At 72.4% G+C, this 25,126-nt stretch carries 23 protein-coding genes; 14 read left to right on the forward strand and 9 right to left on the reverse strand.

All coding sequences use genetic code 11. The features are described 5' to 3' along the window. Window positions 1–369: 369 nt before the first annotated feature. From ABZ567_RS07655 to ABZ567_RS07665, 3 genes are all read left to right on the forward strand, one after another. Window positions 370–1,347 (forward strand): hypothetical protein, encoded by a 978-nt coding sequence (locus ABZ567_RS07655; RefSeq protein WP_360785698.1) that lies wholly within the window; start codon window positions 370–372, stop codon window positions 1,345–1,347. 199 nt (window positions 1,348–1,546) lie between these two features. Continuing rightward, on the forward strand, window positions 1,547–2,023 hold the full coding sequence (locus ABZ567_RS07660) for a hypothetical protein (RefSeq protein WP_360785700.1): 477 nt from the start codon (window positions 1,547–1,549) through the stop codon (window positions 2,021–2,023). Between the two features lie 294 nt (window positions 2,024–2,317). Then, window positions 2,318–2,596, forward strand: a complete 279-nt coding sequence (locus ABZ567_RS07665; RefSeq protein WP_360785702.1) for a chaplin — start codon at window positions 2,318–2,320, stop codon at window positions 2,594–2,596. A 78-nt stretch (window positions 2,597–2,674) separates the two neighbouring features. On the opposite strand, the gene ABZ567_RS07670 is transcribed toward ABZ567_RS07665, so the two are convergent. Beyond that, on the reverse strand, window positions 2,675–3,541 hold the full coding sequence (locus ABZ567_RS07670) for a tyrosinase family protein (protein ID WP_360785703.1): 867 nt from the start codon (window positions 3,539–3,541) through the stop codon (window positions 2,675–2,677). Then, on the reverse strand, window positions 3,525–3,938 hold the full coding sequence (locus ABZ567_RS07675; protein ID WP_360785705.1) for a tyrosinase family oxidase copper chaperone: 414 nt from the start codon (window positions 3,936–3,938) through the stop codon (window positions 3,525–3,527). Before ABZ567_RS07675 ends, ABZ567_RS07670 begins: the two co-directional genes overlap by 17 nt. Before the next feature lie 172 nt (window positions 3,939–4,110). On the opposite strand from ABZ567_RS07675, the gene ABZ567_RS07680 reads away from it, so the two are divergent. Genes ABZ567_RS07680 through ABZ567_RS07690 form a run of 3 tightly spaced genes read left to right on the forward strand, consistent with a single transcriptional unit; the run spans window position 4,111 to window position 6,299 of the window. Continuing rightward, window positions 4,111–4,614 carry a DUF5949 family protein gene (locus ABZ567_RS07680; protein ID WP_360785706.1) on the forward strand — a complete coding sequence of 168 codons (504 nt, stop codon included), beginning with the start codon at window positions 4,111–4,113 and terminating at the stop codon, window positions 4,612–4,614. A 22-nt stretch (window positions 4,615–4,636) separates the two neighbouring features. Further along, window positions 4,637–5,281 carry a vitamin K epoxide reductase family protein gene (locus ABZ567_RS07685; protein WP_360785708.1) on the forward strand — a complete coding sequence of 215 codons (645 nt, stop codon included), beginning with the start codon at window positions 4,637–4,639 and terminating at the stop codon, window positions 5,279–5,281. A gap of 1 nt (window position 5,282) precedes the next feature. Further along, on the forward strand, window positions 5,283–6,299 hold the full coding sequence (locus ABZ567_RS07690; RefSeq protein ID WP_360785709.1) for a glycosyl hydrolase: 1,017 nt from the start codon (window positions 5,283–5,285) through the stop codon (window positions 6,297–6,299). A gap of 19 nt (window positions 6,300–6,318) precedes the next feature. Here ABZ567_RS07690 and ABZ567_RS07695 read toward each other — a convergent pair whose 3' ends face one another. Further along, a complete protein-coding gene (locus ABZ567_RS07695) occupies window positions 6,319–7,002 on the reverse strand; it encodes a hemolysin III family protein (RefSeq protein ID WP_360785711.1) in 684 nt (227 codons plus the stop codon). Between the two features lie 195 nt (window positions 7,003–7,197). Here ABZ567_RS07695 and ABZ567_RS07700 point away from each other — a divergent pair, with 195 nt between their 5' ends. Further along, a complete protein-coding gene (locus tag ABZ567_RS07700; RefSeq protein WP_360785712.1) occupies window positions 7,198–9,042 on the forward strand; it encodes a phosphoenolpyruvate carboxykinase (GTP) in 1,845 nt (614 codons plus the stop codon). Between the two features lie 337 nt (window positions 9,043–9,379). Here the strand turns inward: ABZ567_RS07700 and ABZ567_RS07705 are convergent, their stop codons facing one another. Then, window positions 9,380–9,781: a hypothetical protein gene (locus ABZ567_RS07705; protein ID WP_360785713.1), complete on the reverse strand. Its 402-nt coding sequence runs from the start codon at window positions 9,779–9,781 to the stop codon at window positions 9,380–9,382. A gap of 77 nt (window positions 9,782–9,858) precedes the next feature. Continuing rightward, window positions 9,859–11,070 (reverse strand): pyridoxal phosphate-dependent aminotransferase, encoded by a 1,212-nt coding sequence (locus ABZ567_RS07710; RefSeq protein WP_360785714.1) that lies wholly within the window; start codon window positions 11,068–11,070, stop codon window positions 9,859–9,861. A 321-nt stretch (window positions 11,071–11,391) separates the two neighbouring features. On the opposite strand from ABZ567_RS07710, the gene mptB reads away from it, so the two are divergent. Continuing rightward, complete coding sequence (mptB, locus tag ABZ567_RS07715) at window positions 11,392–12,825, forward strand: polyprenol phosphomannose-dependent alpha 1,6 mannosyltransferase MptB (RefSeq protein ID WP_360785716.1); 1,434 nt, start codon at window positions 11,392–11,394, stop codon at window positions 12,823–12,825. Window positions 12,826–12,864: 39 nt separating this feature from the next. Here the strand turns inward: mptB and ABZ567_RS07720 are convergent, their stop codons facing one another. Both ABZ567_RS07720 and ABZ567_RS07725 read right to left on the reverse strand, forming a co-directional pair. Continuing rightward, window positions 12,865–14,457: a D-aminoacylase gene (locus ABZ567_RS07720; protein WP_360785719.1), complete on the reverse strand. Its 1,593-nt coding sequence runs from the start codon at window positions 14,455–14,457 to the stop codon at window positions 12,865–12,867. A gap of 14 nt (window positions 14,458–14,471) precedes the next feature. After that, window positions 14,472–15,737, reverse strand: coding sequence for an alanine racemase (locus tag ABZ567_RS07725; protein WP_360785720.1), 1,266 nt, complete (start codon window positions 15,735–15,737; stop codon window positions 14,472–14,474). 123 nt (window positions 15,738–15,860) lie between these two features. Between ABZ567_RS07725 and ABZ567_RS07730 the strand changes: the two genes are divergently transcribed. Genes ABZ567_RS07730 through ABZ567_RS07740 form a run of 3 tightly spaced genes read left to right on the forward strand, consistent with a single transcriptional unit; the run spans window position 15,861 to window position 18,321 of the window. Further along, the gene (locus ABZ567_RS07730) at window positions 15,861–17,081 is read left to right on the forward strand and encodes a sugar kinase (protein ID WP_360785721.1); all 1,221 of its coding nucleotides are present in this window, start codon (window positions 15,861–15,863) and stop codon (window positions 17,079–17,081) included. Then, complete coding sequence (locus ABZ567_RS07735) at window positions 17,078–17,839, forward strand: IclR family transcriptional regulator (protein ID WP_360785723.1); 762 nt, start codon at window positions 17,078–17,080, stop codon at window positions 17,837–17,839. The genes ABZ567_RS07730 and ABZ567_RS07735 overlap by 4 nt, the downstream gene beginning before the upstream one ends. Next, the gene (locus ABZ567_RS07740) at window positions 17,836–18,321 is read left to right on the forward strand and encodes a RidA family protein (protein ID WP_360785725.1); all 486 of its coding nucleotides are present in this window, start codon (window positions 17,836–17,838) and stop codon (window positions 18,319–18,321) included. The genes ABZ567_RS07735 and ABZ567_RS07740 overlap by 4 nt, the downstream gene beginning before the upstream one ends. A 62-nt stretch (window positions 18,322–18,383) precedes the next feature. On the opposite strand, the gene ABZ567_RS07745 is transcribed toward ABZ567_RS07740, so the two are convergent. Next, window positions 18,384–19,742 (reverse strand): M14 family metallopeptidase, encoded by a 1,359-nt coding sequence (locus tag ABZ567_RS07745; RefSeq protein WP_360785727.1) that lies wholly within the window; start codon window positions 19,740–19,742, stop codon window positions 18,384–18,386. A gap of 117 nt (window positions 19,743–19,859) precedes the next feature. Between ABZ567_RS07745 and ABZ567_RS07750 the strand changes: the two genes are divergently transcribed. After that, on the forward strand, window positions 19,860–21,113 hold the full coding sequence (locus ABZ567_RS07750) for a serine/threonine-protein kinase (RefSeq protein ID WP_360785729.1): 1,254 nt from the start codon (window positions 19,860–19,862) through the stop codon (window positions 21,111–21,113). A 71-nt stretch (window positions 21,114–21,184) separates the two neighbouring features. Here ABZ567_RS07750 and ABZ567_RS07755 read toward each other — a convergent pair whose 3' ends face one another. Further along, window positions 21,185–22,906: a glycoside hydrolase family 18 protein gene (locus ABZ567_RS07755; RefSeq protein WP_360785730.1), complete on the reverse strand. Its 1,722-nt coding sequence runs from the start codon at window positions 22,904–22,906 to the stop codon at window positions 21,185–21,187. Window positions 22,907–23,231: 325 nt separating this feature from the next. Between ABZ567_RS07755 and ABZ567_RS07760 the strand changes: the two genes are divergently transcribed. Both ABZ567_RS07760 and cpaB read left to right on the forward strand, forming a co-directional pair. Continuing rightward, window positions 23,232–24,317, forward strand: coding sequence for a hypothetical protein (locus ABZ567_RS07760; protein WP_360785732.1), 1,086 nt, complete (start codon window positions 23,232–23,234; stop codon window positions 24,315–24,317). 100 nt (window positions 24,318–24,417) lie between these two features. Beyond that, window positions 24,418–25,125 (forward strand): Flp pilus assembly protein CpaB, encoded by a 708-nt coding sequence (cpaB, locus tag ABZ567_RS07765; RefSeq protein ID WP_360785734.1) that lies wholly within the window; start codon window positions 24,418–24,420, stop codon window positions 25,123–25,125. Window position 25,126: the final 1 nt, after the last annotated feature.

Below are 25,126 nucleotides of genomic sequence, written 5' to 3' on the forward strand. Positions count from 1 at the left end.
CCCGACCCCTCTGGAATGGACCCTCGCTCCGCCCGGTTCCGGCGGCCGCTCCCTTCGGCACTTCCCTGCCGCCCACTGCGATCGGCTGATCGAATGATTTTCCGACCTGACGCAGTGTGGGACCGGTTCTTCGTCGTGTGCCGCTCCTTACGCTCTCGCCCATCATCCACGGAAGGTCGGGTCACGGAGAGACCGAGGACGGCAGCATGGGATCTCGCGCCGCAGTCGCCGCGGCGTATCCGTCCGGTGTCCCACAGTCCCGCGTTCCGTAACCAGATCGTCAGTGACTGACGCACAGGGCGCGCGGAAAGACCGGCGGACCGAGGGGAATCCCCGTCGGTCGCTCCCTTTCTCCAGAGGAAGAGCGGTATGCGATCCACCATCACCAGGAAACTGCTCACTGCCGCGGCCGTGACGGGCATTCTGTCGCTGACCGGAGGCTTCGCCGTAGCGGCGAACTCCGCGGGCGATGCGCCGGGGTCCAACGCGGGCCACCACCGTCAAGCCCCCCTGTCGGTGAGCCCGTGCGAGGACTCCGTGCACCTCGGCGACTCCGCCGACAAGGCGGACCGTGACCTCTGCGCCCAGGCCGTCGACGACCCCGGCGGCTACGGGGACGAGGACGGCCCGGACACCGAAACCCCCGGCCACCCGGGCGAGAACCCGGCGCCCCCCGGCCACCCGACGAATCCGGGCGAGAACCCGGCGCCTCCCGGCCACCCGACGAATCCGGGCGAGAACCCGGCGCCTCCCGGCCACCCGACGAATCCGGGCGAGCCGACCAAGCCTGGTGAGCCGACGAAGCCGGGCGAGCCGACGAAGCCGGGGCACCCGACGAATCCGGGGCACCCCACGCACCCCGGTGAGCCGACCAAGCCGGGCCACCCGACGAATCCGGGTGAGCCGACCAAGCCGGGGCGCCCCACGAATCCGGGTGAGCCGACCAAGCCGGGCCATCCCACGCACCCCGGTGAGCCGACCAAGCCGCCGACCACTCCGCCCACCACTCCGGGGCAGCCCGGTGAGCCGGGTGAGCCGGGCGAGTCGACGAAGCCGCCCACGGCGCCGCCCACCTCTCCCGGTGAGCCGACGAAGCCGCCCACGGCGCCGCCCGGTGAGTCGACGAAGCCCCCCACCACCCCGCCGAACCACCCCGGTGAGCCGGCCACTCCGACCCACCCGGGCCCGACCGGGCCGGGTAGGCCCCAGCTCCCCGACACCGGAAGCGACACCGCCGCACTGGCGGGTGCCGCGGCCGTCAGCGCCGCCCTGATCCTCGGGGGAACGGCCGTCCGTCTCCGCGCCGGACGCGCGGTCCGGGCCGGGCGCTCCGAACGCCGTCACTGACACTTGGGTTGACCACCCGTCAACAAGGGTCCTCACTGTCACCGGTGAGGACCCTCTGCGTTGCTGCACACAGGCGAATTTCGCGACGTTCTTCCCGGAGGGATCGTTCAACACGGGACAGCTCCACCGCACCGTCGTCACCCTCCGAAGGGCACACGCAGTCATGAACCTGCGATCACAAGCCGGCATGGGAATCCTCATGACCGCTCTCGCCTCAGCGGCCATGGCCGCCCCTGCTTCCGCCGCCGAGGCACCGGTGGTCGTGCCGCTCCAGGGCCTCGAGCCGGCGATCCCGATGGACGCGCCCACCGTGGCCGCCGGTGTTCCGCTGCCCGTGCCGGGCGCCCCCACCGTCTTCCACGAGGGGCGCTCCCAGGCAGTGCCGGACATCGGTTTGCCGCGGGTCCCGCTCTCCAGCACGCTCCCGAGTACGGTCCTCGCCGCCCCGCTCCCCGAGGTCGTCGAGGGAAGCCACCCCGGCACCGCTCTGTTCACCCACGCGGGCTCGCCCCTGAGGGCTGCCACTCCGGCGGCCCGGGTCGGCAACACGGTCGGCCTGCCGCGCGGCGACAGGTCCGGGCTCCCGGACCTCACGACGCCGGAAGCCGGCATCGTCACCCCCGCGGTGCAGGGGGCGCTGGACCCCCAGCTGGGCATGGCGCAGCCGACGGACTGACCGGAGTCTCTTCGAATGACCAATGGCCCGGCGGGTGAAGGCACGATTCTTCCCCGCTACCGGAGGGGTCGTTGCTCGTTACAACATCAGGCTTGTCGCATGGCCGTGGCCCGCGGGTCCGGAGGTTCGCCCCGTCGTATCCGGCGGCGGGGCGGATCACTGGTCCGCGGGCCTTCCTTTCTTCCTTCCGTCCCGTCCGGCCCAAAGGCCGTTACCCGTGTGCCTTTTCGGCGTTGAACGGGAGTGTGCGGCCGTGATTCTCGCGGTCGACTTTCCACGTCCAAGGAGTTCTTGATGTCTCGCATCGCGAAGGCTGCCGCCGTCCTCGCCGGCACGGGTGCCGTTGCCCTCAGCGGAGCCGGCATGGCCGTCGCCGACTCGGGCGCCGAGGCCGTCGCCGCCGCGTCCCCCGGTGTCCTCTCCGGCAACGTCGTGCAGGTCCCGGTCCACGTGCCGATCAACCTGTGCGGCAACACCGTCACCGTCATCGGTCTGATCAACCCGGCGTTCGGCAACTCCTGCGCGAACGTCGACGGAGGCCACGGTCACCGCGACGGCGGCTACGGCGGCTGATCCCCTTTCCCACGGAGCGGCCCCCCGGCACACCCGCCGGGGGGCCGCTTCCGCGTGTGCGGCGCGGCCGCCCGCGGCTCAGGCGTACCGGTAGATCGCGCTGTGGTCGAGCATCTGCGCCGGGGTGACGCCCCACGGGCCCATCCGCTCGTCGCGGGCCGCGATCCGGCCGTGCTGCGGGTCGCCCAGGGGAGGGGGCTGCGCCGGCTGGTAGCCGGCGCGCGGGTTGCGCTGCTGCCAGCGTGACCAGAGCAGGTCGACGAAGGAGTGGTGGAGCCAGAAGACCGGGTCGTTGACCGAGGCGCCGCCCAGCATCAGGCCGCCGATCCAGCGGTGCACCCGGTTGTGGATCCGGAAGCGCTCGTTGCCCCGGCCCGGGGCCCAGCCCTCCAGGCGGTTGCGGAAGCCGGAGGCGCTCGTGGAGTTCCAGGGCGCCACGTCGTACACCGTCTCGCGCATCACCTCGTCGAGCTCCGCCGCGGTGGGGAGGGTGATCGGGTCGCGGGGGCGGCCGAAGTCCCTGGTGAGGAAGGCGCCTTCGGTCATCCCGTGGGTGATGGTCCAGCGCCCGCCCGCGTGGGCGAAGGGCCCGGTCATCACCTGGAGGTCGCCGCGCCGGCCGTTGCCGCCCAGGAAGTCGTCGTTCCAGAGGGAGGCGGCCGGGGTGTTGTCGCGGGTCCAGTCCCAGTACGGCACGGTGACCGTCGGGTCGATCCGGCGCAGTGCCCGCTCGAACTCCAGGAGGAACTTCCGGTGCCAGGGAAGGAAGCTGGGCGTCATGTGGGCCACGCGCAGGCGGCCGTCGCCGTCGGAGGTGTAGTAGTCGATGTGGGTGCGGACGAAGTCGTCGTACTTCCCGCTGCGCTTCAGCTCCAGGACCGCGGCGACGAACTTCTTCCGCTCGGCGCTGGTCAGATCGCGCTGGTTCTTACGTGTGTAGGCCACGCGGACTCCCTCCCGGGACACCATGGGCGGCGGCGAAGCGGGTCAGCGGCGCGGACCCGAGCTCGTCCACGGCCGCGCGCGTGGCCGCCAGCGGCGTCGGATAGGTCTGGTAGTGGTCGATGGGGGTGAGATAGCCGCCGTCCGCGCAGCGCATCAGATGCAGCGGCCGGTCGTCGACGAGGACCTCGATCCCGTCGGCGGGCGCCGGCCGGCCCTGGATGCGGCGGCCCCGGTACATCTCGTCGAACGTCCCGCCGGGCAGCGCGTCGGCGGCGGGGGCTCCGCCCGCCGCTCCGCTCCGGGGCGTCATGGCGATACGGGCGAGCGCGCCACCGGTGAGGGCGGCGACGGTCAGGGTGAAGAGGGACCGCAGTGCGAGGCGGCGCGGGACGGTCATGAGTGATCTCCTGGTGGTCCGGAGGACCCGCCACAGGCGGAGGGAAATGCCCTGAGGGAACAACGAGGAAAACGCCGTTTCGTTGTGGTGAGAATTTCAGTTGGGTGAATGTCGGCCGATCGGGTGAATGGGGTGCGGAGTTGGGGAGGTGCGGCCATTAGCATCCGGACCCATGACTACCTCCAATTCCGTTTCCGAGTTGCGCAGCGTCTCCCCGCTGGGCACCCTCTCGACCGTCTTCTGGACCACGGGCCCCACCGAGGAGAAGCCCGCCGCTCCGTATCTGATGGTGTATTCGCTCGGCAACGGCAGGGATGGCCGCGAGGCCGGTGCGGCAGCGATGCGGGCCGCCATCGAGGGCATGGGCCTGACCGTCGGCGGGCCGGTGGTCGACGCGTCCCAGGAGTCCGGTGTCGACGCCCACCTCCTCGTCGAGGCCCAGCGGGCGGTCCTCACCCTGCCGTTCCTCAAGGTGCAGTGCTCGGTGCCGGCGGAGTGGGAGGCCGCTGCCACCCAGCTCGGCCACGCCTACCTGGTCTGCTCCGTCCGCCCCTGGCCCGAGGTCGCGCCCGGTGAGCCGGTCTCGGAGGAGCAGCTGCGTTCCTTCTTCGCCGGTCAGGACCCCCTGGCGGACGGGGCGCACGTGGTGCTGCCGGTCCGCCGACTGCAGGGCTGAGATGACGGCGGGCGGCGGCGACATGGCGACGGTGGATGTCCGGGGCGTGCCGGGGCAGCGGCGGCTCGCGCGGGACGACGGGACGGACGGGACGATCGGCGCGGGCCGGGCCCTCGCCTGGCTGCTGATGATCACCGGGGCGGCGGGTGTGCTGTCCGGCTGGGTGATCACGATCGACAAGTTCAAGCTCCTGGAGGACCCCGGCTTCCAGCCCGGGTGCAGCCTGAACCCGGTCGTCTCCTGCGGCAACATCATGAAGAGCGAGCAGGCGGGGGTCTTCGGCTTCCCCAACCCGATGCTCGGGCTCGTCACGTACGCCGTCGTCGTCGCCCTCGGGGCGGGGCTGCTCGCCGGGGCCCGCTACCGGGGCTGGCTCTGGCTCGGCCTCAACGCCGGCATGCTCTTCGGCGTCGGCTTCTGCACCTGGCTGATGTACCAGTCGCTGTACGAGATCAACTCGCTCTGCCTGTGGTGCTGCCTGGCGTGGGTCGCCACCATCGTCATGTTCTGGTACGTCACCGCGCACAACGTCCGCCACGGGGTGATCCCCGCGCCGGCGGGGCTGCGGACCTTCTTCGGCGAGTTCACCTTCGCCCTGCCCCTCCTGCACATCGGGATCATCGGGATGCTGATCCTGACCCGGTGGTGGGAATTCTGGACGAGCTGACGTGAGCTGTCTCCTCCCCCGGCCGCGGGCCGCACTGACCGTGCTGCTCGCGGCCGTTCTCGTGCTGCTGCTCGTGCCCGACCGGATCGCACCCGGCGGGCGGCACACCGGGACCCCGGCCGCGCCGGAGGCGGCGCCCCTGCCCGGGGTGCCCTCGGGGTTCTACACCGGCTCCGACGAGGCGGGGATCGGCAGGATCGCCCAGGCGCAGGCCTGGCTCGGCGGCGGGGCGCTGACCGTCGGTCACACGTATCTGCCGGGCGACCGGTGGTCCAACATCGAGGGTCACCCCGCGCTGTTCGAGCCCTGGGCGCGCTGGAAGAAGGCACGGCCCGGGCGTCTCTTCGTCCTCAACGTGCCGCTGCTGGACCGCAGCGAGGAGGGGCTGCCGGACGCCGAGGTACGGGCGGGGCTGCGGAGCGGTGCCACCGGCGCGTACGACCGGCACTTCCGGGTGCTCGGGGAGCGGCTCGTGGAGCACGGTCTCGGGGACGCGGTCCTGGTCCTCGGCTGGGAGATGAACGGCACCACGTACAGCCACCGCTGCGGCCCGGATCCGGCTTCCTGGAAGGCGTACTGGCGCAGGGTCGTCGGGGTGCTGCGGGGGGTGGCGGGGGAGCGGTTCCGCTTCGACTTCACCCCGAGCCGGGGGCGGGACGCCGTGGAGTGGCCGCGCTGCTACCCCGGGGACGACGTCGTCGACATCATCGGTCTTGACGCGTACGACCAGCCCGAGGGGCTCTCCTTCGAGGACCAGGTCTCCGAGGAGTACGGGCTCGCGCACCATGTCCGCTTCGCGGCGGCGCACGGCAAGCCGGTGTCGTACCCGGAGTGGGGGCTCTTCAGGAACGGGGACAACCCGGCGTACGTGCGGGGGATGCTCGACTGGTTCGCGCGGCACCGGCCCGTGTACCAGACGGTCACCGACTACTGCCCGCACGGCGTCTGGGGGTGTGCCGACAATCCCGAGTCGGCGCGGGTGGTCAAGGACGCGCTGGGGGCGCCGGCCCGCCCGTGAGGGGCGGGGCCGGGCTCGGTCAGCCCTGCTGGTGCACCACCAGGGAGATGGCGACGTAGTGGGCGATGAAGGCGGCCAGGGTCAGCGAGTGGAAGACCTCGTGGAAGCCGAAGTAGCGCGGTGACGGGTTGGGGCGCTTGAGGCCGTAGATGACCCCGCCCGCGCTGTAGAGCAGTCCGCCGACGATCACCAGGACGAGGACGGCGACGCCGCCCGTGCGCAGGAAGTCGGGCAGGAAGAAGACGGCGGCCCAGCCCATCGCGATGTAGCAGGGCGTGTACAGCCAGCGGGGGGCGCCGACCCAGAAGACCCGGAAGGCGATGCCCGCGAGGGCCGCCGCCCAGATCGCCCACATGAGCGGCGTCGCCGTGGAGTCGGGGAGCAGGAGCAGGGTGAGCGGGGTGTAGGTGCCCGCGATGATCAGGAAGATGTTGGCGTGGTCGAGGCGTCGGAGCACGGCCTCGCCGCGCGGGCCCCAGGTGCCCCGGTGGTAGAGCCCGCTGGTGCCGAAGAGCAGGCAGGCGGTGAGGACGTAGATCCCGCAGGCGACGCGGGCGCGGGGCGAGCCGGCGACGGCGACCAGGACGGCGCCGGCGACGATCACGGCGGGGAACATGCCCGCGTGCAGCCAGCCTCTGAGCCGGGGCTTCGTCGGGAGCGCGGGGAGCTCGATCGGGGGCACGTCCGGCGTCGCTGCAGTCATGGGAGAAATCGTACCTACGCCCCCGTAGGTCGCGGATATGAGTGGCGATGCTCACGTGGGCGGCCCCCTGGACATATGGGCGTTTCCGTCGGATGATCAAATGAGTGCGGTCGGCACCGGATGAGCGGCTACGAAGCATCCGGGTCGCGGCCCCCACGGGGCACACAACACAAAACCCCTCTACAAGGAGCAATCGTGGCGCGCGACAACGCGGCTCCCCATACCCTTCCGACCCAGCACCAGGAGCTCGTCTCCTGGGTGAACGAGATCGCCGGGATCACCCAGCCGGACAGCATCGTCTGGTGCGACGGCTCCGAGGCCGAGTACGAGCGCCTGTGCGAGGAGCTCGTCGCCAAGGGCACCTTCACGAAGCTCGACCCGACCCTGCGCCCCAACTCGTACTACGCCGCCTCCGACCCGACCGACGTCGCGCGCGTCGAGGACCGGACCTTCATCTGCTCCGAGAAGGAGGAGGACGCGGGCCCGACCAACCACTGGAAGGCCCCGGCCGAGATGAAGGCCATCTTTACCGGAGAAGGAGACAGCTTCGCGGGGGAGAAGGGCATCTTCCGCGGCTCCATGCGCGGCCGCACCATGTACGTCGTGCCCTTCTGCATGGGCCCGGTCGGCTCCCCGCTCTCCGCCATCGGCGTCGAGATCACCGACTCCGCGTACGTCGCCGTCTCCATGCGCACCATGACCCGCATGGGCCAGGCCGTCCTCGACGAGCTCGGCACCGACGGCTTCTTCGTCAAGGCCGTCCACACCCTCGGCGCCCCCCTGGAGGAGGGCCAGGAGGACGTGCCGTGGCCCTGCAACTCCACCAAGTACATCTCGCACTTCCCCGAGAGCCGCGAGATCTGGTCGTACGGCTCGGGCTACGGCGGCAACGCGCTGCTCGGCAAGAAGTGCTACGCGCTCCGCATCGCCTCCGTCATGGCGCGTGACGAGGGCTGGCTCGCCGAGCACATGCTCATCCTGAAGCTGACCCCGCCGCAGGGCGAGGCGAAGTACGTCGCCGCCGCCTTCCCGTCGGCCTGCGGCAAGACGAACCTGGCCATGCTGGAGCCCACGATCTCCGGCTGGACCGTCGAGACCATCGGCGACGACATCGCCTGGATGCGCTTCGGCGAGGACGGCCGTCTCTACGCGATCAATCCCGAGGCCGGTTTCTTCGGCGTCGCGCCCGGCACCGGCGAGCACACCAACGCCAACGCCATGAAGACCCTCTGGGGCAACTCCGTCTTCACCAACGTCGCGCTCACCGACGACGGCGACGTGTGGTGGGAGGGCATGACCGAGGAGGCCCCGGCCCACCTCACGGACTGGAAGGGCAACGACTGGACGCCCGCGTCCGAGACACCCGCCGCCCACCCCAACGCCCGCTTCACCGTCCCGGCCGGCCAGTGCCCGACGATCGCGCCGGAGTGGGAGGACCCCAAGGGCGTCCCGATCTCCGCGATCCTCTTCGGCGGCCGCCGCGCCACCGCCGTACCGCTGGTCACCGAGTCCTTCAACTGGAACCACGGCGTCTTCCTCGGCGCGAACGTCGCCTCCGAGAAGACCGCCGCCGCCGAGGGCAAGGTCGGCGAGCTGCGCCGCGACCCCTTCGCCATGCTGCCGTTCTGCGGCTACAACATGGGCGACTACATGGCCCACTGGGTCAAGGTGGGCGCCTCCGCGGACGCCGCGAAGCTCCCGAAGATCTACTACGTGAACTGGTTCCGCAAGAACGACGCCGGGAAGTTCGTCTGGCCCGGCTTCGGCGAGAACAGCCGCGTCCTGAAGTGGATCGTCGAGCGTCTGGAGGGCAGGGCCGAGGGCGTCGAGACCCCGATCGGCATCCTGCCGACCGCGGAGTCCCTCGACACCGACGGCCTGGACCTGCCGGCCGAGGACCTGGAGTTCCTCCTCAAGGTCGACCGTGACGTGTGGCGCGAGGAGGCCGCCCTCGTCCCCGACCACCTGAACACCTTCGGCGACCACACGCCGAAGGAGCTGTGGGACGAGTACCGCGCGCTTGTCGAGCGCCTGGGCTGATCCCGCACCGCAGACTCGTGGTGGGTTGCCCCGACATTCCGCCCTGACCAGTGGGGTCACGACGGCCCACCACGATCCGCCCGGCCCCCGGCGCCCCCTCAGGCTCCGGGGGCCGGCGCATGCCCTCAGGCGCCGCGCCCCTCCACGTACCGCGTGATGATCTCCTGGCGGAACGCCCCCGCGTCACGGAGGGTGGCGGCGATCTCCGTCGCCTCTCCGAGGAGCGCGGCCAGCTGTCGTTCGAGGTGGGTCTCCGGCGGCTCGCCGCCCGATCGTCCCGCGTGCTGCCGTGGGTGGCGCCCGGTCCGCGCGGTTCATGGCGCGCGGACCGGGGCCGTCAGGGGGTGCCGGCTGCGGCCAGGGTGGGTTCCCCGGCCAGCGCCTCGGTGTGCGCGTCCATGCGCTCGGCGGCGAGGATCGCGGCGGTCGTGTCGGCCCGGGAGGCGGCGACGACGAGGGCGCGGCCCGCGAGGGCGTGGGCCCTGCGGTGCAGGTCCTGGGCGGGCGAGCCGCTCAGGCCCGCGTGCCGCGCGGGCGGTGCGCCGCGCAGCCGCGCCACCTGCCGGGCGATCCGCTCGCCGGCCTCCGTGTCGCCGAGCTCGTCGGTGACGGCGAGCAGGGCGGAGAGGTGTCCGGCGAGCTGGATGTCCAGCTCCTCCTCGCGGGAGCGGTGCGGGTACGCGTCGGGGGCGTCGTCGGCCATCCGGTGGACCGACTTGGTGCGGATCGGTTCGTACATGGGATGGCCTCCTCAAGCTCTGGAGCCATCCTAGCTTAGATCCTGTCTAAAGTTGAGTCGGGTCCGGCCCGGGGAGGTCAGGGCTGGCTGTACCCGTCCAGGAAGCGGCCGATCCGCGTCACCGCGTCCGCCAGGTCCGCCGCCGCCGGAAGCGTGACGATCCGGAAGTGGTCCGGCTCGTGCCAGTTGAAGCCCGTCCCGTGCACGACCATGATCTTCTCCGCCCGCAGCAGGTCCAGGACCATCTGCCGGTCGTCCTTGATCTTGTAGACGGTCGGGTCGAGACGCGGGAAGAGGTACAGCGCCCCCTTCGGCTTCACGCACGTCACCCCCGGGATCTGCGTGAGCAGCTCGTACGCCGTGTCCCGCTGCTCCAGGAGCCGCCCGCCCGGCAGCACCAGATCCTCGATCGACTGCCGGCCCTGGAGCGCGGCCGCCACCGCGTGCTGTGCCGGCATGTTCGCGCAGAGGCGCATGTTGGCGAGGATCGTGAGGCCCTCGATGTACGAGGACGCGTGGTGCTTCGGACCGCAGACGGCGAGCCAGCCCGAGCGGAAACCGGCCACCCGGTAGTTCTTGCTCATCCCGTTGAAGGTGAGGCAGAGGAGGTCCGGGGCGATGGCGGCGGTCGGGGTGTGCGTGGTGCCGTCGTAAAGGATCTTGTCGTAGATCTCGTCCGAGCAGACGACCAGGTCGTGCCGCCGGGCGATCTCCGTCAGGGAGCGGAGCATCTCGTCGTCGTAGACCGCGCCCGTCGGATTGTTCGGGTTGATGATCACGATCGCCTTGGTGCGGTCGGTGATCTTCCGCTCGATGTCCGCGAGGTCCGGCATCCAGTCCGCCTGCTCGTCGCAGCGGTAGTGCACGGCCGTACCGCCCGCCAGCGAGACCGACGCGGTCCACAGCGGATAGTCGGGGGCCGGTACGAGGACCTCGTCGCCGTCGTCGAGCAGCGCCTGCATCGACATCTGGATCAGCTCCGAGACGCCGTTGCCGAGGTAGATGTCCTCGACGGAGAGCGGAATGCCCTTGGTCTCGTAGTGGCTCATCACCGCGCGCCGGGCCGAGAGCAGCCCCTTCGCGTCGCCGTAGCCGTGCGCGTCGGAGAGGTTGCGCAGCACGTCCTCGAGGATGGCGGGCGGGCACTCGAAGCCGAAGGCGGCCGGGTTCCCCGTGTTCAGCTTGAGGATGCGATGACCCGCGGCCTCAAGCCGCATCGCCTCTTCGAGCACCGGACCCCGGATTTCGTAACAGACGTTGGCGAGCTTCGTGGACTGGATCACCTGCATGACGAGAGCTTACGGCCGGGTCGGCCGGGCCGCCTCGTGTTTTGGGACACGTCGGACATGGGGCGGTCGCCGGGCGGTGCGGAAGGAGGAGGGGCGGGGAGCCGGCCGCCTCGCCGACCGGTCGCTGATGGCGGAGGGGCCATGGGACCCGCCGCCCTCCCGGCCGGTCGCGGAAAGCCCAGGGGCCAGGAGAGCCGCCGCCCCCCGACCGCCGGCGGACCCGGATCCGAGCGCTGCTCCAGCCGGGTGGGCGTCGTGGCGGGGGGCGTCCTCCGCGGGCGGAGTAGGGGTCCTCGGGCCGTCGGGATAGGTTGGCCCGTCATGTGGGTCGTGAGCGCCTCCGGATGCCGGTGGCTGGGTGTGGGCGGGTCCGTCGGCGTCGCCGTGGGCGGATGGGCCGCCGGGACGCTGCCCGTACGCGGCGGCTGGGGGCTGTGGGAGCCGCGCGGCTCCGGGCTCGCCCTAGGCGGCGCCCTCCTCGCGTACCTCGGCCTGACGCTGCTCGTCGCCGCCTGGTGGCGGTACGGCGTCCTCCTCGCCCGGGGCGCACGGGACGGCGTGCTCGCCACCCTCGCCTGCTGGACCGCGCCGCTGCTCCTGGCCCCGCCCCTGTACAGCGCCGACGTCTACAGCTACATCGCCCAGGGCGCCATGGTCCTCGAAGGACACGACGTGTACGGCGGCGGGCCCTCCGTCCTCGGACCCGACGAGCTCGGGGCGGACGCGGCCGCGAGCGTCGGCGGGAACTGGAGGGACACCCCCGCCCCGTACGGCCCCGTCTTCCTGCTCCTCGCCGCGGCCGTGGTGAAACTGACCGGCGGCGCGGTCGTGCCCGCCGTCCTCGGCATGCGGCTGAGCGCCCTGGCCGCCCTCGCCCTGATCGTCTGGGCCGTACGCGGGCTCGGCGGCGGGGCCGGCGGCCGCGAAGGCGCCCTCTGGCTGGCCGCCCTCAACCCGCTGCTCCTGATCCACGTCGTCGGCGGCATGCACAACGACGGCCTGATGATCGGGCTCCTGCTCGGCGGCGTGCTGCTGGCCGCGCGCGGGCGATGGGTGCTCGGCTCCGTCCTCGTCGGCCTCGCGGTGATGATCAAGTCGCCGGCGGCCGTCGCGCTGCTGTTCATCGGCGTGCTGGTCGCCCGCAGGGACGGTGGCGTACGGGGGCTGGTCAAGGGTCTCGTCCTGCCGGGGGCCGTCGCGGGCGCGGTGGCCGCGGGGGCGACGGTGCTCGCAGGGACCGGGTTCGGGTGGCTGCGGACCCAGAGCGTCGCCGGGTCGATCCACACCGCGCTGTCGGTGACCAGCGATCTCGGGCTCGGGCTCGGGCTGCTCGTCGGCGACGACCCCGACCCCGTGAAGAGCGCCGTGCAGACGGCGGGCCTCGTCGTCGCCGTCGCCGTGATCCTGGCGCTCGCGTGGCGGGCGTGGCGGGGGGCGCTCGATCCGGTCCTCGGCCTCGGGTTCTCGCTGGTGGCGCTCGTCGCCCTGTCCCCGATGGTGCAGCCCTGGTACGTGCTGTGGGGGACGACGGTCGTCGCGGCGGTCGCCTGGCGCAGCCGGGCGGGGCAGGTGCTCGCCGTCGTCTCGGCGGCGCTGGTGTACGAGACGGCGCCGTCCGGACGTACGCCCTGGTTCGGGTTCGTGGTGGCCGGGGTCGTGCTGGTGGCGGGGCTCGTGCGGGTGCGGCGGGATCCGTGGCCGACCGCCGCGGGCGGCACCGTGGAGGATGCCGCCCCGGTGGCCGCCGGGCGGTGAGGGCGGAGGCGCCCGCCACGGCGCGGCTGCGCGGGCCCGTCAGGGTGTCCGGCGGATCGAGCGGCCCGCGAGGGTGCCCGTTCGGCGGCCGTCCTCGATGACGAACCTGCCGTCGATCAGGACGTGCGGGACGCCCACCGGAAGGGTGCGCGGGGCGGCGTACGTCGCGCCGGGCGCCACGGTCGCCGGGTCGAAGAGGACCAGGTCCGCCACGTACCCCTCCCGGACCAGGCCCCGGTCCGGGAGCCGCAGGCGGGCCGCCGGGCGGGAGGTGAGGTGGGCGACGCACTCCTCCAGGGACAGGACGCCCAGCTCGCGCACGTACCGGCCCAGATACCGCGGAAACGTCCCGTACGCGCGCGGGTGCGGCTTCAGGCCCTGGAGGATGCCGTCCGAGCCGCCCGTGTGCACCCGGTGCCGCATGATCGCCCGCACGTTCTCCTCGTGGCCCACGTGCTGGAGGACCGTCGTGCCGAGCCGGTCCTCGAGCAGCAGCCGCCGGGCCGTCGGCCAGCCGTCCAGGCGGCGGCCCGTGAACTCCGCGAGCGCCGGATCCGACACCCCCGACACCTCGATCGTGTCCCACTCCACCGGCACCCCGTGGCAGCCGTCCGAACCGAGGACTTCGAGGTGGTGCCGGATGCGCTCGGCCGTCCCGTCGTCCCGGAGCCGCGCGAGCACCGCCTCCGGGCCCCCTTCGCCCGCCCAGCTGGGCAGGAGGGCGACCAGGCTCGTACAGCCGGGCGTGTACGGGTACGTGTCGAGGCTGATGTCCGCGCCCGCGTCGAGGGCCTCGTCGAGGAGCGCGAGCAACTCGGGAGCCCGGCCCCTGTTCACGCCGAAGTTCATGGTCGCGTGCGCCAGGTGCAGCGCGCAGCCCGCCTCCCGGCTGAGCGTGATCATCTCCTCGTACGCGCGCAGCGCCCCCGCCCCGTACGAACGGTGGTGCGGGCAGTAGTAGCCGTCGTACTCCGCCACCACCCGGCACAGCTCGGTGAGCTCGGCGTCCGGCGCGTACATCCCGGGGGTGTACGTCAGGCCGGAGGACATGCCGACCGCGCCCTGCTGCAGGCCCTCCGCGACGAGCCGCCGCATCCGGTTCAGCTCGGCCTCGGTGGCGGGGCGGTCCTCCCAGCCGACCGCGTGCATCCTGACCGTGCCCTGAGGGACGAGGTAGGCGGCGTTCACCGCGATGCCCCGGCCGTCGTGGGCACGGTCGAGGCGGTCCAGGTATCCGCCGACGGTCCGCCAGTCGAAGTCGATGTCGTCGCCGTACCCGTTCCACCCGGTGATCGCCCCGCGCACCTCCGCGAGCGTCCGGTCGTCGACCGGGGCGTACGAGAGGCCGTCCTGACCCAGGACTTCGAGGGTCACGCCCTGCGCGGCCTTCGCGCTGTGGTCCGGGTCACGGAGCAGCGCGAGGTCGCTGTGGGCGTGCATGTCGATGAAACCGGGGGAGAGGGCAAGGCCCTCCGCGTCCACCACCCGCCGGGCCGTGGGCCGCAGGCAGCCGGCCGCCGCGCCCTCCTTGACGATCGCGGCGATCCGGCCGCCGTCGATCGCCACGTCGGCGCGGTAGGAGGGGCCGCCGCTGCCGTCGACGACCTCCGCGTCACGGAAGACGAGATCCATGGCCCGTTCCCTGGCTAGAAGAAGGTGCGGACGTGGTCGACCACCGTGCCGTCCGCCTCGACCAGCGGGATCAGCTGCCACTTGTCGAAGGACGTGCACGGATGGGAGAGCCCCATGCCGACCCAGTCGCCGACCTCCAGGTCCGCCCCCGGCCCGGTGGCGAGCCAGGCGTGCTGGTCGGAGAGGCGGGTGACGGTGATGCCCTCGGCGGCGCGGATCTCGCCCGTACGGGCGTCGCGGACCACCTGCGCCTCGGGGAGGTGCAGGTCGTGGGCGGCGTCCCGCTTGCCCGCGTTGGTGAAGGCCTGCTCGTCGGTGGGGCGGGAGACGACCTGCGACCACAGCCGGAACGCGGGCTGGAGCGCGCCCTCCCCGGGAACCCGGTTGAAGGGGGTGAGGTCGCGGTACTGGCCGTCGTCGTGCGAGACGTACGCCCCGGAGCGCAGCAGCTTGAGGACCGGCAGCGAGAGGTCGGGCAGCTCCGCGAAGACCTCCGCGACCGTGTCGAACCAGGCGCTGCCACCCGCGCTGACGACGATCTCGCCGATGCCGGCGTCGAAGCGGCCCTCCTTGTCGAAGGCGGCGGCGAGCGATGTCAGCCGGAGCAGCCAGGCGCGCACCCGCTCCGGGTCCGGCGCCGGCACCTCGCCCTCGTACCCGGCGACGCCGACGAGCCGCAGGGTCGTGACGGCGGCGACCGCGTCCGCGACGGCGGCGCACTCGGCCTCCGTACGGACGCCGGTACGGGCCCCCTCACCGGCGCCCAGCTCGACGACGACGTCCACGGCGCGGCCGGCGCCCGCCGCGCGCAGGGCCTCGTCCATCAGCTCCACGCCACGGACCGAGTCCACATAGCAGACGAGGCGGAAGTCCGGGTCGGCGTCGAGCTCGGCGGCGAGCCAGCGCAGCGCGGCGGCGTCGACGACCTCGTTGGCGAGGAAGATCCGGGCGATCCCGTGCGCGCGGTAGACGCGGGCCTGGTGGGGCACGGCGGCGGTGATGCCCCAGGCGCCGTGCGCCAGCTGCCGCTCGAAGAGCTGGGGGGCCATGGAGGTCTTGCCGTGCGGTGCGAAGGCGAGGCCGTGGCGCTCCGCGTAGGTCTCCAGGAGCCGCAGGTTGTGCTCGACGGACTCGGCGGAGAGGGCGAGCACGGGGGTGGTGAAGCCGCCGGTGAAGAGGTTGCGCCGCTGGCCGGACAGCTCGCCGACGGTCAGGCCCTCGGCGTCCGGGGGCAGGGCCTTGAAGCGGTGGTCGACGCGCTCGTTCGCCAGGTCGGGCATGTGGCCTCCTCGTCGGACGTGTTGCATTCCATGCAACACTCATTGCACATTTTGCTCGTCGCTGTCTAACATCCGGGCCGAGGCCGGGTCAATGGACCCGTAGGAGTCACAGGGAGCCCGAGAGTGAGCGGACACGCGCCCCCGGACGGGACCACGGGCACGTCCGCGCTCCCGCCCTCGGACGGGGCCACAGAGGAGGCGCCCGCAGCCTCGGACGGGACCACGGAAGAAACGCCCGCACCCCCGCCCCCGGAACTCGTCTGCCTCGGTGAGTCCATGGTCACCTTCCTTCCCGACCGCCCGGGTCGTCTCGCCGACGTCACCGCCTTCACCCGCGCCATCGGCGGCGCCGAGTCCAATGTCGCCTGCGCCCTCGCCGCCGTCGGGCACCGGGTGCGATGGGTCGGCCGGGTCGGCCGGGACGGGTTCGGCGACCACCTGGTGGAGGCGATCGGCGGGTACGGCGTCGACGTCAGCGCCGTCCGCCGCGACCCGCACCGGCCGACCGGCGTCTACTTCCGCACCGCCACCGACCGGGCCGCCGACGGACACGAGGTCGCCTACTACCGGGCGGGCTCGGCCGCGTCGGCCATGTCGCCGGCCACCGTCCCGTACTCCTCCGTCGCCGGCGCGCGGATCCTCCACCTCACCGGCATCACGGCCGCGCTGTCCGCCGACTGCCTCGCCCTGATGCGGGAGCTCACCGCGCCCCGGCCCCGCCGGCCGCTCGTCTCCTTCGACGTCAACCACCGCCCCGGCCTGTGGCGCCGGGACCCCGCCGCCGAGGTGCTGCTCGAACTCGCCCGCCGGGCCGACCTCGTGTTCGTCGGCGCGGACGAGGCGGAGGCGCTGTGGGGAGTCGCCGATCCGGCCGCGATCCGGGAGGTGCTGCCGGAACCGGCGGGGCTCGTGGTGAAGCGGGGCGGGGAAGGGGCGGTCGTGTTCGAACGCGGTCCGGATCCCGGCGGGGCCGCGTTCCGGCCGGCTCACGACACCGTCACCCACGTCCCCGCCCCCCGCGTCGACGTCGTCGCCCCCGTCGGTGCCGGGGACGCCTTCGCCGCCGGGTTCCTCTCCGGCGTCCTCCGGGGGCTCGACGCACGGGCCCGGCTCCGGCACGGGCACCTCATGGCCGCCGCCGCGCTCACCGTCCCCGGCGACCTCGCCGTCCCGCCCGCCCGTCACCCGGCCACCACCCCTCACGGAGCCGCTGCGCGGCGCCCCTCCTGGATCGACCACGCCGACCGGCTGGCCGCGCTCGACGAGGCCGCCTGGGGGACACTTCACCTCGGCCCCGGCTGGACGGTGCGCCAGGGCCCCGACCAGGAGGTACGTACGCCATGAGCCAGACCGTCGACCGGGCGCTCAGCATTCTGCCGCTGCTCGCCCAGGGCCCCGCCGACCTCGGGCAGGTCGCCGAGCGGCTCGGCGTCCACAAGTCCACGGCCCTGCGCCTGCTGCGCACCCTCCACGAGCACGGTCTCGTCCACCGGCAGCAGGACCAGCGCTACCGCCTCGGGGCCCGGCTCTTCGCCCTCGCGCAGGAGGCCGTGGAGAACCTCGACGTCCGGGAGATCGCCCACCCCTACCTCGTGGCCCTCAACGAACGCATCGGGCACACCGTCCACCTCGCCGTGTACGAGGAGGGCGAGGTCCTCTACATCGACAAGGTCGAGAGCCGATACCCGGTGCGCATGTACTCCCGCATCGGCAAGCCCGTCGCGATCACCGTCGCCGCCGTCGCCAAGCTGCTCCTCGCCGACCTGCCCGAGCCGGAGCGTCGCGCCGTCGCCGCGAAGCTCGACTACCCCCCGTACACCCCCCGTTCGACCCCGAACGCCACCGCCTTCCTCAAGGAGCTGGCGACCGTACGCGAACAGGGGTGGGCCACCGACCTCGGCGGCCACGAGGAGTCCATCAACTGCGTGGGCGCCCCCATCCGCGGCGCCGACGGGCGCGTGGTCGCCGCGATGTCGGTCTCGGCGCCGAACGTGGTCGTCACCGCCGAGGAGCTCCTCACCCTCCTTCCGCAGGTGCGCGGCACCGCGGACGCCATCAGCCGCGAGTACTCCGGCGACGCCCCGACGAAGGACAGCGCATGAGCATCGAGAAGACGACCGGGACGACGACCGGGACGACGGCCGGGACGACCGCCGGGACGACGGCCGGGAGTCCGGTCGAGAAGACCGCCCTCACCCCCGCCACCCACACCGCCCCGCCCGCGAAGTTCTCGCACGGGGTGAGGAAGGGCAACATCCTCCAGGTCGCCGGCCAGGTCGGCTTCCTGCCCGCCGTCGAGGGCCGGACGCCGACGGTCGCGGGCCCGACCCTGCGCGAGCAGACCCTCCAGACCTTCGCCAACGTCAAGGCCATCCTGGAGGAGGGCGGCGCGAGCTGGGACGACGTGATGATGATGCGCGTCTACCTCACGGACGTGGACCACTTCGCGGAGATGAACGCGATCTACAACCAGTACTTCGAGGAGCAGGACCTCAAGGCCCCGGCCTCCGCCCGCACGACCGTCTACGTCGGTCTCCCCGCCGGACTGCTCATCGAGATCGACGCGCTCGCCGTCCTGGGCTGAGCCCGGCACGGCAGGGCGCCCCGGTCGGTTCGACCGGGGCGCCCCTTCGCTCCGTACGATCGTCAGCTGCAGTACTGCGCCTGCTTGCCGATCGAGCGGTACATGCAGTCCGCGTTCTCCAGGAGTTGGAGGACGGCGTCGCGGTTGCGGCTGGTCTCGCGCTCGATGACCTCGTCGGGCGGGTAGAAGCCGCCGCCGCCCGACGACGCCGGGTACATCTCGAAGGTGTAGCCGAAGATCCTGTGCACGCCCCACAGGTAGTCGTCGATCGAGCCGTCCGTGATGTAGAGGTCGCTGGACTGCTCGGGCGTGTAGCCGTTGCTCGCGGCCATCTTGCCGCCGACGGCCGCGAAGGCGTTCCGGTCGTCCTGCGTCATGCCGGGCGCGGTGTCGGCGCTGGTCCAGCCGAAGGGCCAGAGCACCAGTTCGCTGTAGGTGTGGAAGTCGATGGCCGCGGTGATCTGCTGCTTGCCGCCGACCACCCGGGAGCGGACGAAGTCGGCGATGACCTTCACCTCGGGGGCGGACTCGGGTGCCGTGCCGCGGTACGTCTCGGAGCTCTTGGAGCCGGAGGAGCCGCCGCAGCAGCCCCACTTGTAGTTCCAGTTCCGGTTCATGTCGGTGCCGATGTACGACGAGCCCGAGTTGGGCTGCCGGTTCTTGCGCCAGCTGCGGTAGGACCCGCTGGCGATGTCGTACTCCCCGCCGTCGGGGTTGAGGTCCGGGACGATCCAGATCTCGCGGCCGTTGACGGCGTTGGTGACCCGGGAGTCGCTGCCGTAGCCCGCGCCGAGTTCGCGCAGCAGGTAGAGCGCCATCTCGACGGTGAGGTGCTCGCGGGCGTGCTGGTGGTGGGTGAAGAGGACCTCGGGCTCGTTCTCGTCGGTGGCGACGTTGTCGCTGATCTTGATGGCGACGATGTCCCGGCCCTGGTACGTCTTCCCGATCACCTGCTTGCGCATGATGGACGGGTAGGCGGCGAGACGCTGGTCGATCTCCGCGTTCATCTCCGCGTAGTTGTGGTACCTCGAGTCGGCGGACGGGAAGTCGAGCGCGCCGACGCCGTGGTCGTGGCCGTCCTCGGTCGCCCGGTTCGGCGGGCCGGGCAGCGCCACCGGCCTGTAGCCGAGCGCCTTGAGGTTCCTGAGCTGCTCGGTGTTGGCGCTGACGACGACCGACCGGGCGTCGACCTCGTCGATCGAGACGCCGGTGGCGAGGAGCGCGGTGCGGGCGGCCGGGGTGGAGGGTCCGGTGACCTCGTACTGCCGGATCACCTCCTCGACGCCGGCGGCGATACGGGCGGCGGTCGGCGCCGGGTCTGCCCCGGCGGGTGAGGAGAGGGCGGACAGGGGCGCTGCGAGGGTGAGCGCCACGAGGGCCGCGAGGGTGGCGGACCTTCTGCCGCGGGTGGGACGTCGCATGCTGTCTCCTGGGTGGGGAGTGTGGGGGTGTGCGACAAACTGGTGCGGGTCTCCGGCCACATGGTGAGGCCATGTCATGGACCGGTCAAGATATCGAGTTCGGCCATACTGTCCCGCGTGGGGACTCACATCGGCAGATACGTCATCGAGCACAAACTAGGCGAAGGCGGGATGGGCACCGTCTATCTGGCCCGATCGCGCGGCGGGCGTGCCGTCGCCGTCAAGGTCGCCCGGCCGGAACTCGCCGCCGATCCCTCCTTCCGCGCGCGCTTCCGCGCCGAGGTCTCCGCCGCCCGGCAGGTCGGCGGCTTCCACACCGCCCAGGTCGTCGACGCCGACCCCGACGCCGAGGCGCCCTGGCTCGCCACCGCCTACATCCCGGGCCCCACCCTCTCGGCCCTCGTCACCACCGAGGGCCCCATGGACGAGGCGCGGCTGCGCTCGCTCGCGGCCGCGCTCGCCGAAGCCCTTGAGGCCATCCACGCCTGCGGGCTCGTCCACCGCGACCTCAAGCCCGGCAACATCGTCATGGCCCCCGACGGGCCCCGCGTCCTCGACTTCGGCATCGCCCGCGCGGTGGAGTCGACCCGTCTCACCGCCACCGGCTCCGCCTTCGGCACCCCCGGCTACCTCGCCCCCGAACAGGCCCTCGGCGAGGAGGTGACGGGCGCCGCCGACGTCTTCGCCCTGGGCGCCGTGCTCGTCGCAGCGGCGGGCGGACGGCCCTTCGGCGACGGTACGCCGATGGGCCTCATGTACCGGGCGGTCCACGAGGCCCCGGACCTGACGGCGGTCCCGGCCGGGCTGCGCCACCTGGTGGGAGCGTGTCTCGCGAAGGTCCCGGGGGAGCGCCCGACACCGGGCGCGATCCTGGACACCCTGACGGGCGCACCGCTGCGGGAGAGGACGCCCACGGTCGTCGTACGGGACGCGCCACCGGTATCCGTACGGGACGCGGTGCCGGGGCCCGTGCGGGACGCGCCACCGGTATCCGTACGGGACGCAGACCCGGTATCCGTACGGGATGCGGTGCCGACACCCGTACGGGATGCGCCACCGCTGACCGCGCTGCCCACCATGCCCGCGTCGCCGCCCCCTCCGGCTCCGGCGCTCGTGGCCGCCGACGGAGACTGCGGGGTGGTCGCCGACGCCGACGGGATCCGATTCGAGGTCTTCGACGACGAGGCCGAGTTCGCCTGGGCGGAGATCGGGTCCGTCGAGTACGAGGCCGTCCGCAGGGGCCGCCGGCTCCGGGTCGTCGTCACGCTGTACGACGGCTCGGCGTACGAGTGCGAGGTCAACGGCCGCGCCACCCTCGTGAAGGAGTGGATCGCCCAGCTCGACCTCGTACTGAGCCACTGCATGCCCTAGCGGACACGCGGGTGGCGCCGACGGGGAGACCGCCGGCGCCACCGTTTCCGTACCGCCTTACCGCCGTGTCGTTACGGCAGGTTGTGGACGTGCGGGCCCACCGCGTTCGACCAGGCGTTGCCGGCCGTGGCGTCCCAGTTGGTCGACCAGGTCATGGCGCCGCGCAGCGACGGCCAGGTCTGGGCGGGCTTGAAGGTGCCGCAGCCGGTGCCCCTGGTCAGGCAGTCCAGCGCGTTCTTCACGATCTGCGGGTCGACGTAGCCGCTGCCCGCGCCCCGGGTGGAGGCGGGGACGCCCAGGCCGACCTGGGACGGGGCGAGACCGCCCTGGAGCTGGATGCAGGCCAGCGCGGTGAGGAAGTCCACCGTGCCCTGGCTGTACACCTTGCCGTCGCAGCCCAGCATCGAACCGCTGTTGTAGTACTGCATGTTGACCACCGTGAGGATGTCCTTCACGGCGAGCGCGGTCTTGAAGTACTCCGTTCCCGTGTTCTGCATGTCGATGGTCTGCGGGGCCATCGTCAGGACCATCGTGGGGCCCGCCTTGGCGGAGAGCTGGCGCAGCGCCTTGGTCAGGTAGGTGGAGTTGATGCCGTGTTCGAGGTCGATGTCGATCCCGTTGAAGCCGTACTCCTGCATCAGGGTGTACGCGCTGTTCGCGAAGGCGGTCGCGGAGGCGTCACTGTTGATCGTGACGTTCCCCTTCTCGCCGCCGACCGAGATGATGACGGACTTGCCGGCCGCCTTCTTGGCGGCGATGTCGGCCTTGAAGTCGGCGACGGAGGCGTAGCCGACGGCCGGGTCGAGGTTGAAGACGATCTGGCCGGGCGTGGCCGTCGAGTCGGCGAACGAGACGGCGATGATGTCGTACTGGGACTGGACGTCCCGCAGCTTCTGGACCGTGGCGCCGTTGTTGAAGTTCTGCCAGTAGCCGGTGAGGGCGTGCTTGGGTACGGCGGGGCCGGGGCCCGGGTCGGTGACCTTCGCGGTCCGCGCCGTCACGGCGGTGGACTTCGCGGACTCGCCGGCGGAGTTCGTCGCGGCGACCTGGAACTGGTACGCGGTGTCGGCGGTGAGCCCGGTGACGGTCGTCGACGTACCGGTCACGGCCTGCGGGTTCGCGCCGTTGCGGTACACCTTGTAGCCGGTGGCGCCGGAGACCGCGCCCCAGCTGAGGGCGACGGAGTTCGAGGTGACCGTGCCCGCCGCGAGGCCGGCCGGGGTGGCGGGGACGACCGGGTCGGGGTCCTGGCCGCCGCCCCCGTCGGGACCGAAGACGCTGACGTCGTCCACGAGGTAGGGGGAGGTCCCGTACCAGCCGTGGGTGTAGATCTCGACCGAGGTGGTGCTCGCGCCGGTGGTGAAAGCCGTGGTCAGCTGCTTCCAGGCGGCGCTGTCGGGCGTCCAGGTGGAGACGCTGCCGCTGCCGGTCCCCGTGCCGCTCGCGCCGAGGTAGGCGTAACCGCCCTGGACCCAGGCGCTCAGCGTGTACGTCGAGTTGGGCTTCACGGCCACGGTCTGCACGCACTTGGCGTTGTCGTGCCCGGCCGGGGTGGCCCTGAGCGCGCCGGCGCCGGTGCGGACCGGGGAGGAGACGGCGGCGCCGCTCCCGCCGGAACAGGCCCAGTTGGTGAGGCCGCTCTCGAACCCGGAGTTCTTGGCGACGTTGACGTCGGCCGCCTGCGCGGTGCCGGCGCCGCCGACGAGGACGAGCCCGGAGCCCACGGCGAGCGCGAGGGCTCCGCCGAGCCAGCGGCGTCCGAGCGGGCGGGTGGTGGTGCGGTCCACGTGCATCCTCCGGTGGGGGAGTTGGAGATGTGGCGGTGTCGTACGCGTACGGGGAGTGCGGGACGTCGGGAGGCGGGTGCGGACGGCGGCCTCCGTTGTCGGAACAAGTTGGTCCAGACCAATCGCATTGTCAAGGCCTCATGCAGCAGAGGCTGTTCGCGGGGGGTGGGAGGCCAAAGAAATGGGTGCGGCTTGGCGGATTGTGTGTTCACCACCCCGGGGGACGCGGATAAGGTGCAGACACGGCAGCACCCTGCGGTGACGCCGTGAACGCGGTAAGTGATCCACGGCCCCCGTGAGCCCGGAGGCCGGAGGAGACGGGGGGTCCGACGTGGCGACAGCGATCGCGGTCACCAGCGCCGACCTGGTGCTGCCGCCGACCGACCCCGGAACCCCGCACGCGGCTGTCCTCCCGGCCCCCGGGACGCAGCCGCTCGACGCGTCCCTCGCCGACATGCAGCAGCTCCTCGCCCGGTACGGACACGTGGTCGTCGTCTGCCCCACCTCCGCCCCGGCCGCCGTCGAGCGCCGGCTGCTCGCCGTCCGCGCCCTGCTCGAAAGCGACCGGATCGCCCTGGTCCGCACCGACCTGCCGCCCCTCGGCGCGGCCGTACTCGTGCGCCAGCTGCGACAGTTGGCGGGCTGCGACTTCAGCCCCGGCGTCCTCGCCTCCGCCGCCCGGCTGCTCGCCCACTACATCTACGCGGGCGCCGTCCTCGGCTCCGTCTCCCGGCTCGACCGCGTCCCCGTCAGCCTCGGCTCCCACCTCAAGAGCTGGCTGCCCGGCGCCCACTTCGCCGTACTCGCCGGACCGACCCCGCAGATCACGCGCGTCGGCACCGGCGAGAAGCCCCTCGCCGGACCCGAGTTCACCACCGAGCTCCTCCTCGCCCGCGGCCAGCTCCAGACCGACTGGCCCACCACCACCCTCGTGCCCCGCTGGCGGATCCAGGGCGCGACCCAGGAGGCGCCGCTGCCCGAGACCTCACCCGGCTGGTGGGGCACCGCCAAACTCGTCGAGTTCGCCGCGTACCTCCCCGACCTGTCCGTCCTCTACCAGCTCGTCTCCTCCGTACGGCGCGAGACCTGCCACTGGTGCGCGATGGACCTCATCGGCGACCGCTGCGGCTTCTGCGCGGCGCCGCTGACGGTGGGCGCGGCGCCGGAGGCGGGGAGCCGCGCGGTGGGGGAGGGCGGCCACGATGTCCGGGCCCTGGGCCCTGGCGCGCAGGGTTCCGGTGGGCAGGGTCGTGACGGGCAGGGTTACGGCGCGCAGAACTCCGCCGCCCTGGGCGTCGGCGGCCAGGCGACCCGGGTCCTGGGGTCCGGTCCGCACGCCCCCGGCGCCCTCGGGCCCGGCGTCCTCGGGCCCGGCACCCCGCGGCCCGCTTCACACGCCCCCCGCGCCCTGCCGTGAACCGCACCGGCGCGACGTCCCCGTACGGCCGCCCATCCGCCGGCCCCGCCCACCACCCCCGTCCGCCCGGACCCACGTCTCCGATCGAGGTAGTACGGCCATGAACTCCCGCCAGCGCCGCGGCGTCATCCTGCTGCTGCTGTCCGTCCTGTGCGCCCTCGGGGCCTTCGCCGGTGTCCTCGCCGTCATCAGCGACGTGAACTCCAAGGTCGGCCCGGAGACCACCGCGTACCGGGTCAAGAGCGGCGTGGCCCCCTACACCCCGCTGAGGGCGGCCCAGTTCGAGAAGATCTCCATGCCGGAGCGCTGGCTCTCCGACACCGCCGTCACCGACCTCCGCCAGATCGAGGGCAGGATCGCCGTCACCAAGCTCAAGGCCGGCTCGCTCCTCCAGACCGACATGATCGTCGAGCAGCCCGAACTCCAGCCGGGCCAGCAGGAGATCGCGATCATGGTCGACGCGGCGACCGGCGTCGCCGGGAAGATCAACGCCGGCGCCACCGTCAACATCTACGCCACCTTCGCCGGCGAGAAGAAGGACGCCCCCTCCCAGTCACGGATGATCGTCGCCGGCGCCCGTGTGCTCTCCGTCGGCAAGCTCACCGCCATCAGCGACAGCACCGACCGCTCCGGCCGCACCTCGCAGGCCGTCCCGATCAGCTTCGCCCTCTCCACCCTCGACACCCAGCGCGTGGCGTACGCCGAGTCCTTCGCCGAGCACGTACGCCTCGCCCTCGTCGCCCCCACCACCGGCGGCGCCCCGGCCGACCAGCGCGACCGCACCTACACGCTCGACAAGGACAAGTGAG

This window comes from Streptomyces sp. NPDC016459 (assembly GCF_040632845.1).
Lineage (GTDB): Bacteria > Actinomycetota > Actinomycetes > Streptomycetales > Streptomycetaceae > Streptomyces.

Excerpts from the sequence above, each read along its gene's own strand:
- ABZ567_RS07660 (WP_360785700.1), top strand. The coding sequence starts at position 1,547 with ATGACCGCTCTCGCCTCAGCGGCCATGGCCGCCCCTGCTTCCGCCGCC.
- ABZ567_RS07705 (WP_360785713.1), bottom strand. The coding sequence starts at position 9,781 with ATGTACGAACCGATCCGCACCAAGTCGGTCCACCGGATGGCCGACGAC.
- mptB (WP_360785716.1), top strand. The coding sequence starts at position 11,392 with ATGTGGGTCGTGAGCGCCTCCGGATGCCGGTGGCTGGGTGTGGGCGGG.
- ABZ567_RS07740 (WP_360785725.1), top strand. The coding sequence starts at position 17,836 with ATGAGCATCGAGAAGACGACCGGGACGACGACCGGGACGACGGCCGGG.
- ABZ567_RS07745 (WP_360785727.1), bottom strand. The coding sequence starts at position 19,742 with ATGCGACGTCCCACCCGCGGCAGAAGGTCCGCCACCCTCGCGGCCCTC.
- ABZ567_RS07685 (WP_360785708.1), top strand. The coding sequence starts at position 4,637 with ATGGCGACGGTGGATGTCCGGGGCGTGCCGGGGCAGCGGCGGCTCGCG.
- ABZ567_RS07735 (WP_360785723.1), top strand. The coding sequence starts at position 17,078 with ATGAGCCAGACCGTCGACCGGGCGCTCAGCATTCTGCCGCTGCTCGCC.
- ABZ567_RS07710 (WP_360785714.1), bottom strand. The coding sequence starts at position 11,070 with ATGCAGGTGATCCAGTCCACGAAGCTCGCCAACGTCTGTTACGAAATC.
- ABZ567_RS07655 (WP_360785698.1), top strand. The coding sequence starts at position 370 with ATGCGATCCACCATCACCAGGAAACTGCTCACTGCCGCGGCCGTGACG.
- ABZ567_RS07675 (WP_360785705.1), bottom strand. The coding sequence starts at position 3,938 with ATGACCGTCCCGCGCCGCCTCGCACTGCGGTCCCTCTTCACCCTGACC.
- ABZ567_RS07665 (WP_360785702.1), top strand. The coding sequence starts at position 2,318 with ATGTCTCGCATCGCGAAGGCTGCCGCCGTCCTCGCCGGCACGGGTGCC.
- ABZ567_RS07695 (WP_360785711.1), bottom strand. The coding sequence starts at position 7,002 with ATGACTGCAGCGACGCCGGACGTGCCCCCGATCGAGCTCCCCGCGCTC.
- ABZ567_RS07680 (WP_360785706.1), top strand. The coding sequence starts at position 4,111 with ATGACTACCTCCAATTCCGTTTCCGAGTTGCGCAGCGTCTCCCCGCTG.
- ABZ567_RS07720 (WP_360785719.1), bottom strand. The coding sequence starts at position 14,457 with ATGGATCTCGTCTTCCGTGACGCGGAGGTCGTCGACGGCAGCGGCGGC.
- ABZ567_RS07725 (WP_360785720.1), bottom strand. The coding sequence starts at position 15,737 with ATGCCCGACCTGGCGAACGAGCGCGTCGACCACCGCTTCAAGGCCCTG.
- ABZ567_RS07755 (WP_360785730.1), bottom strand. The coding sequence starts at position 22,906 with ATGCACGTGGACCGCACCACCACCCGCCCGCTCGGACGCCGCTGGCTC.
- cpaB (WP_360785734.1), top strand. The coding sequence starts at position 24,418 with ATGAACTCCCGCCAGCGCCGCGGCGTCATCCTGCTGCTGCTGTCCGTC.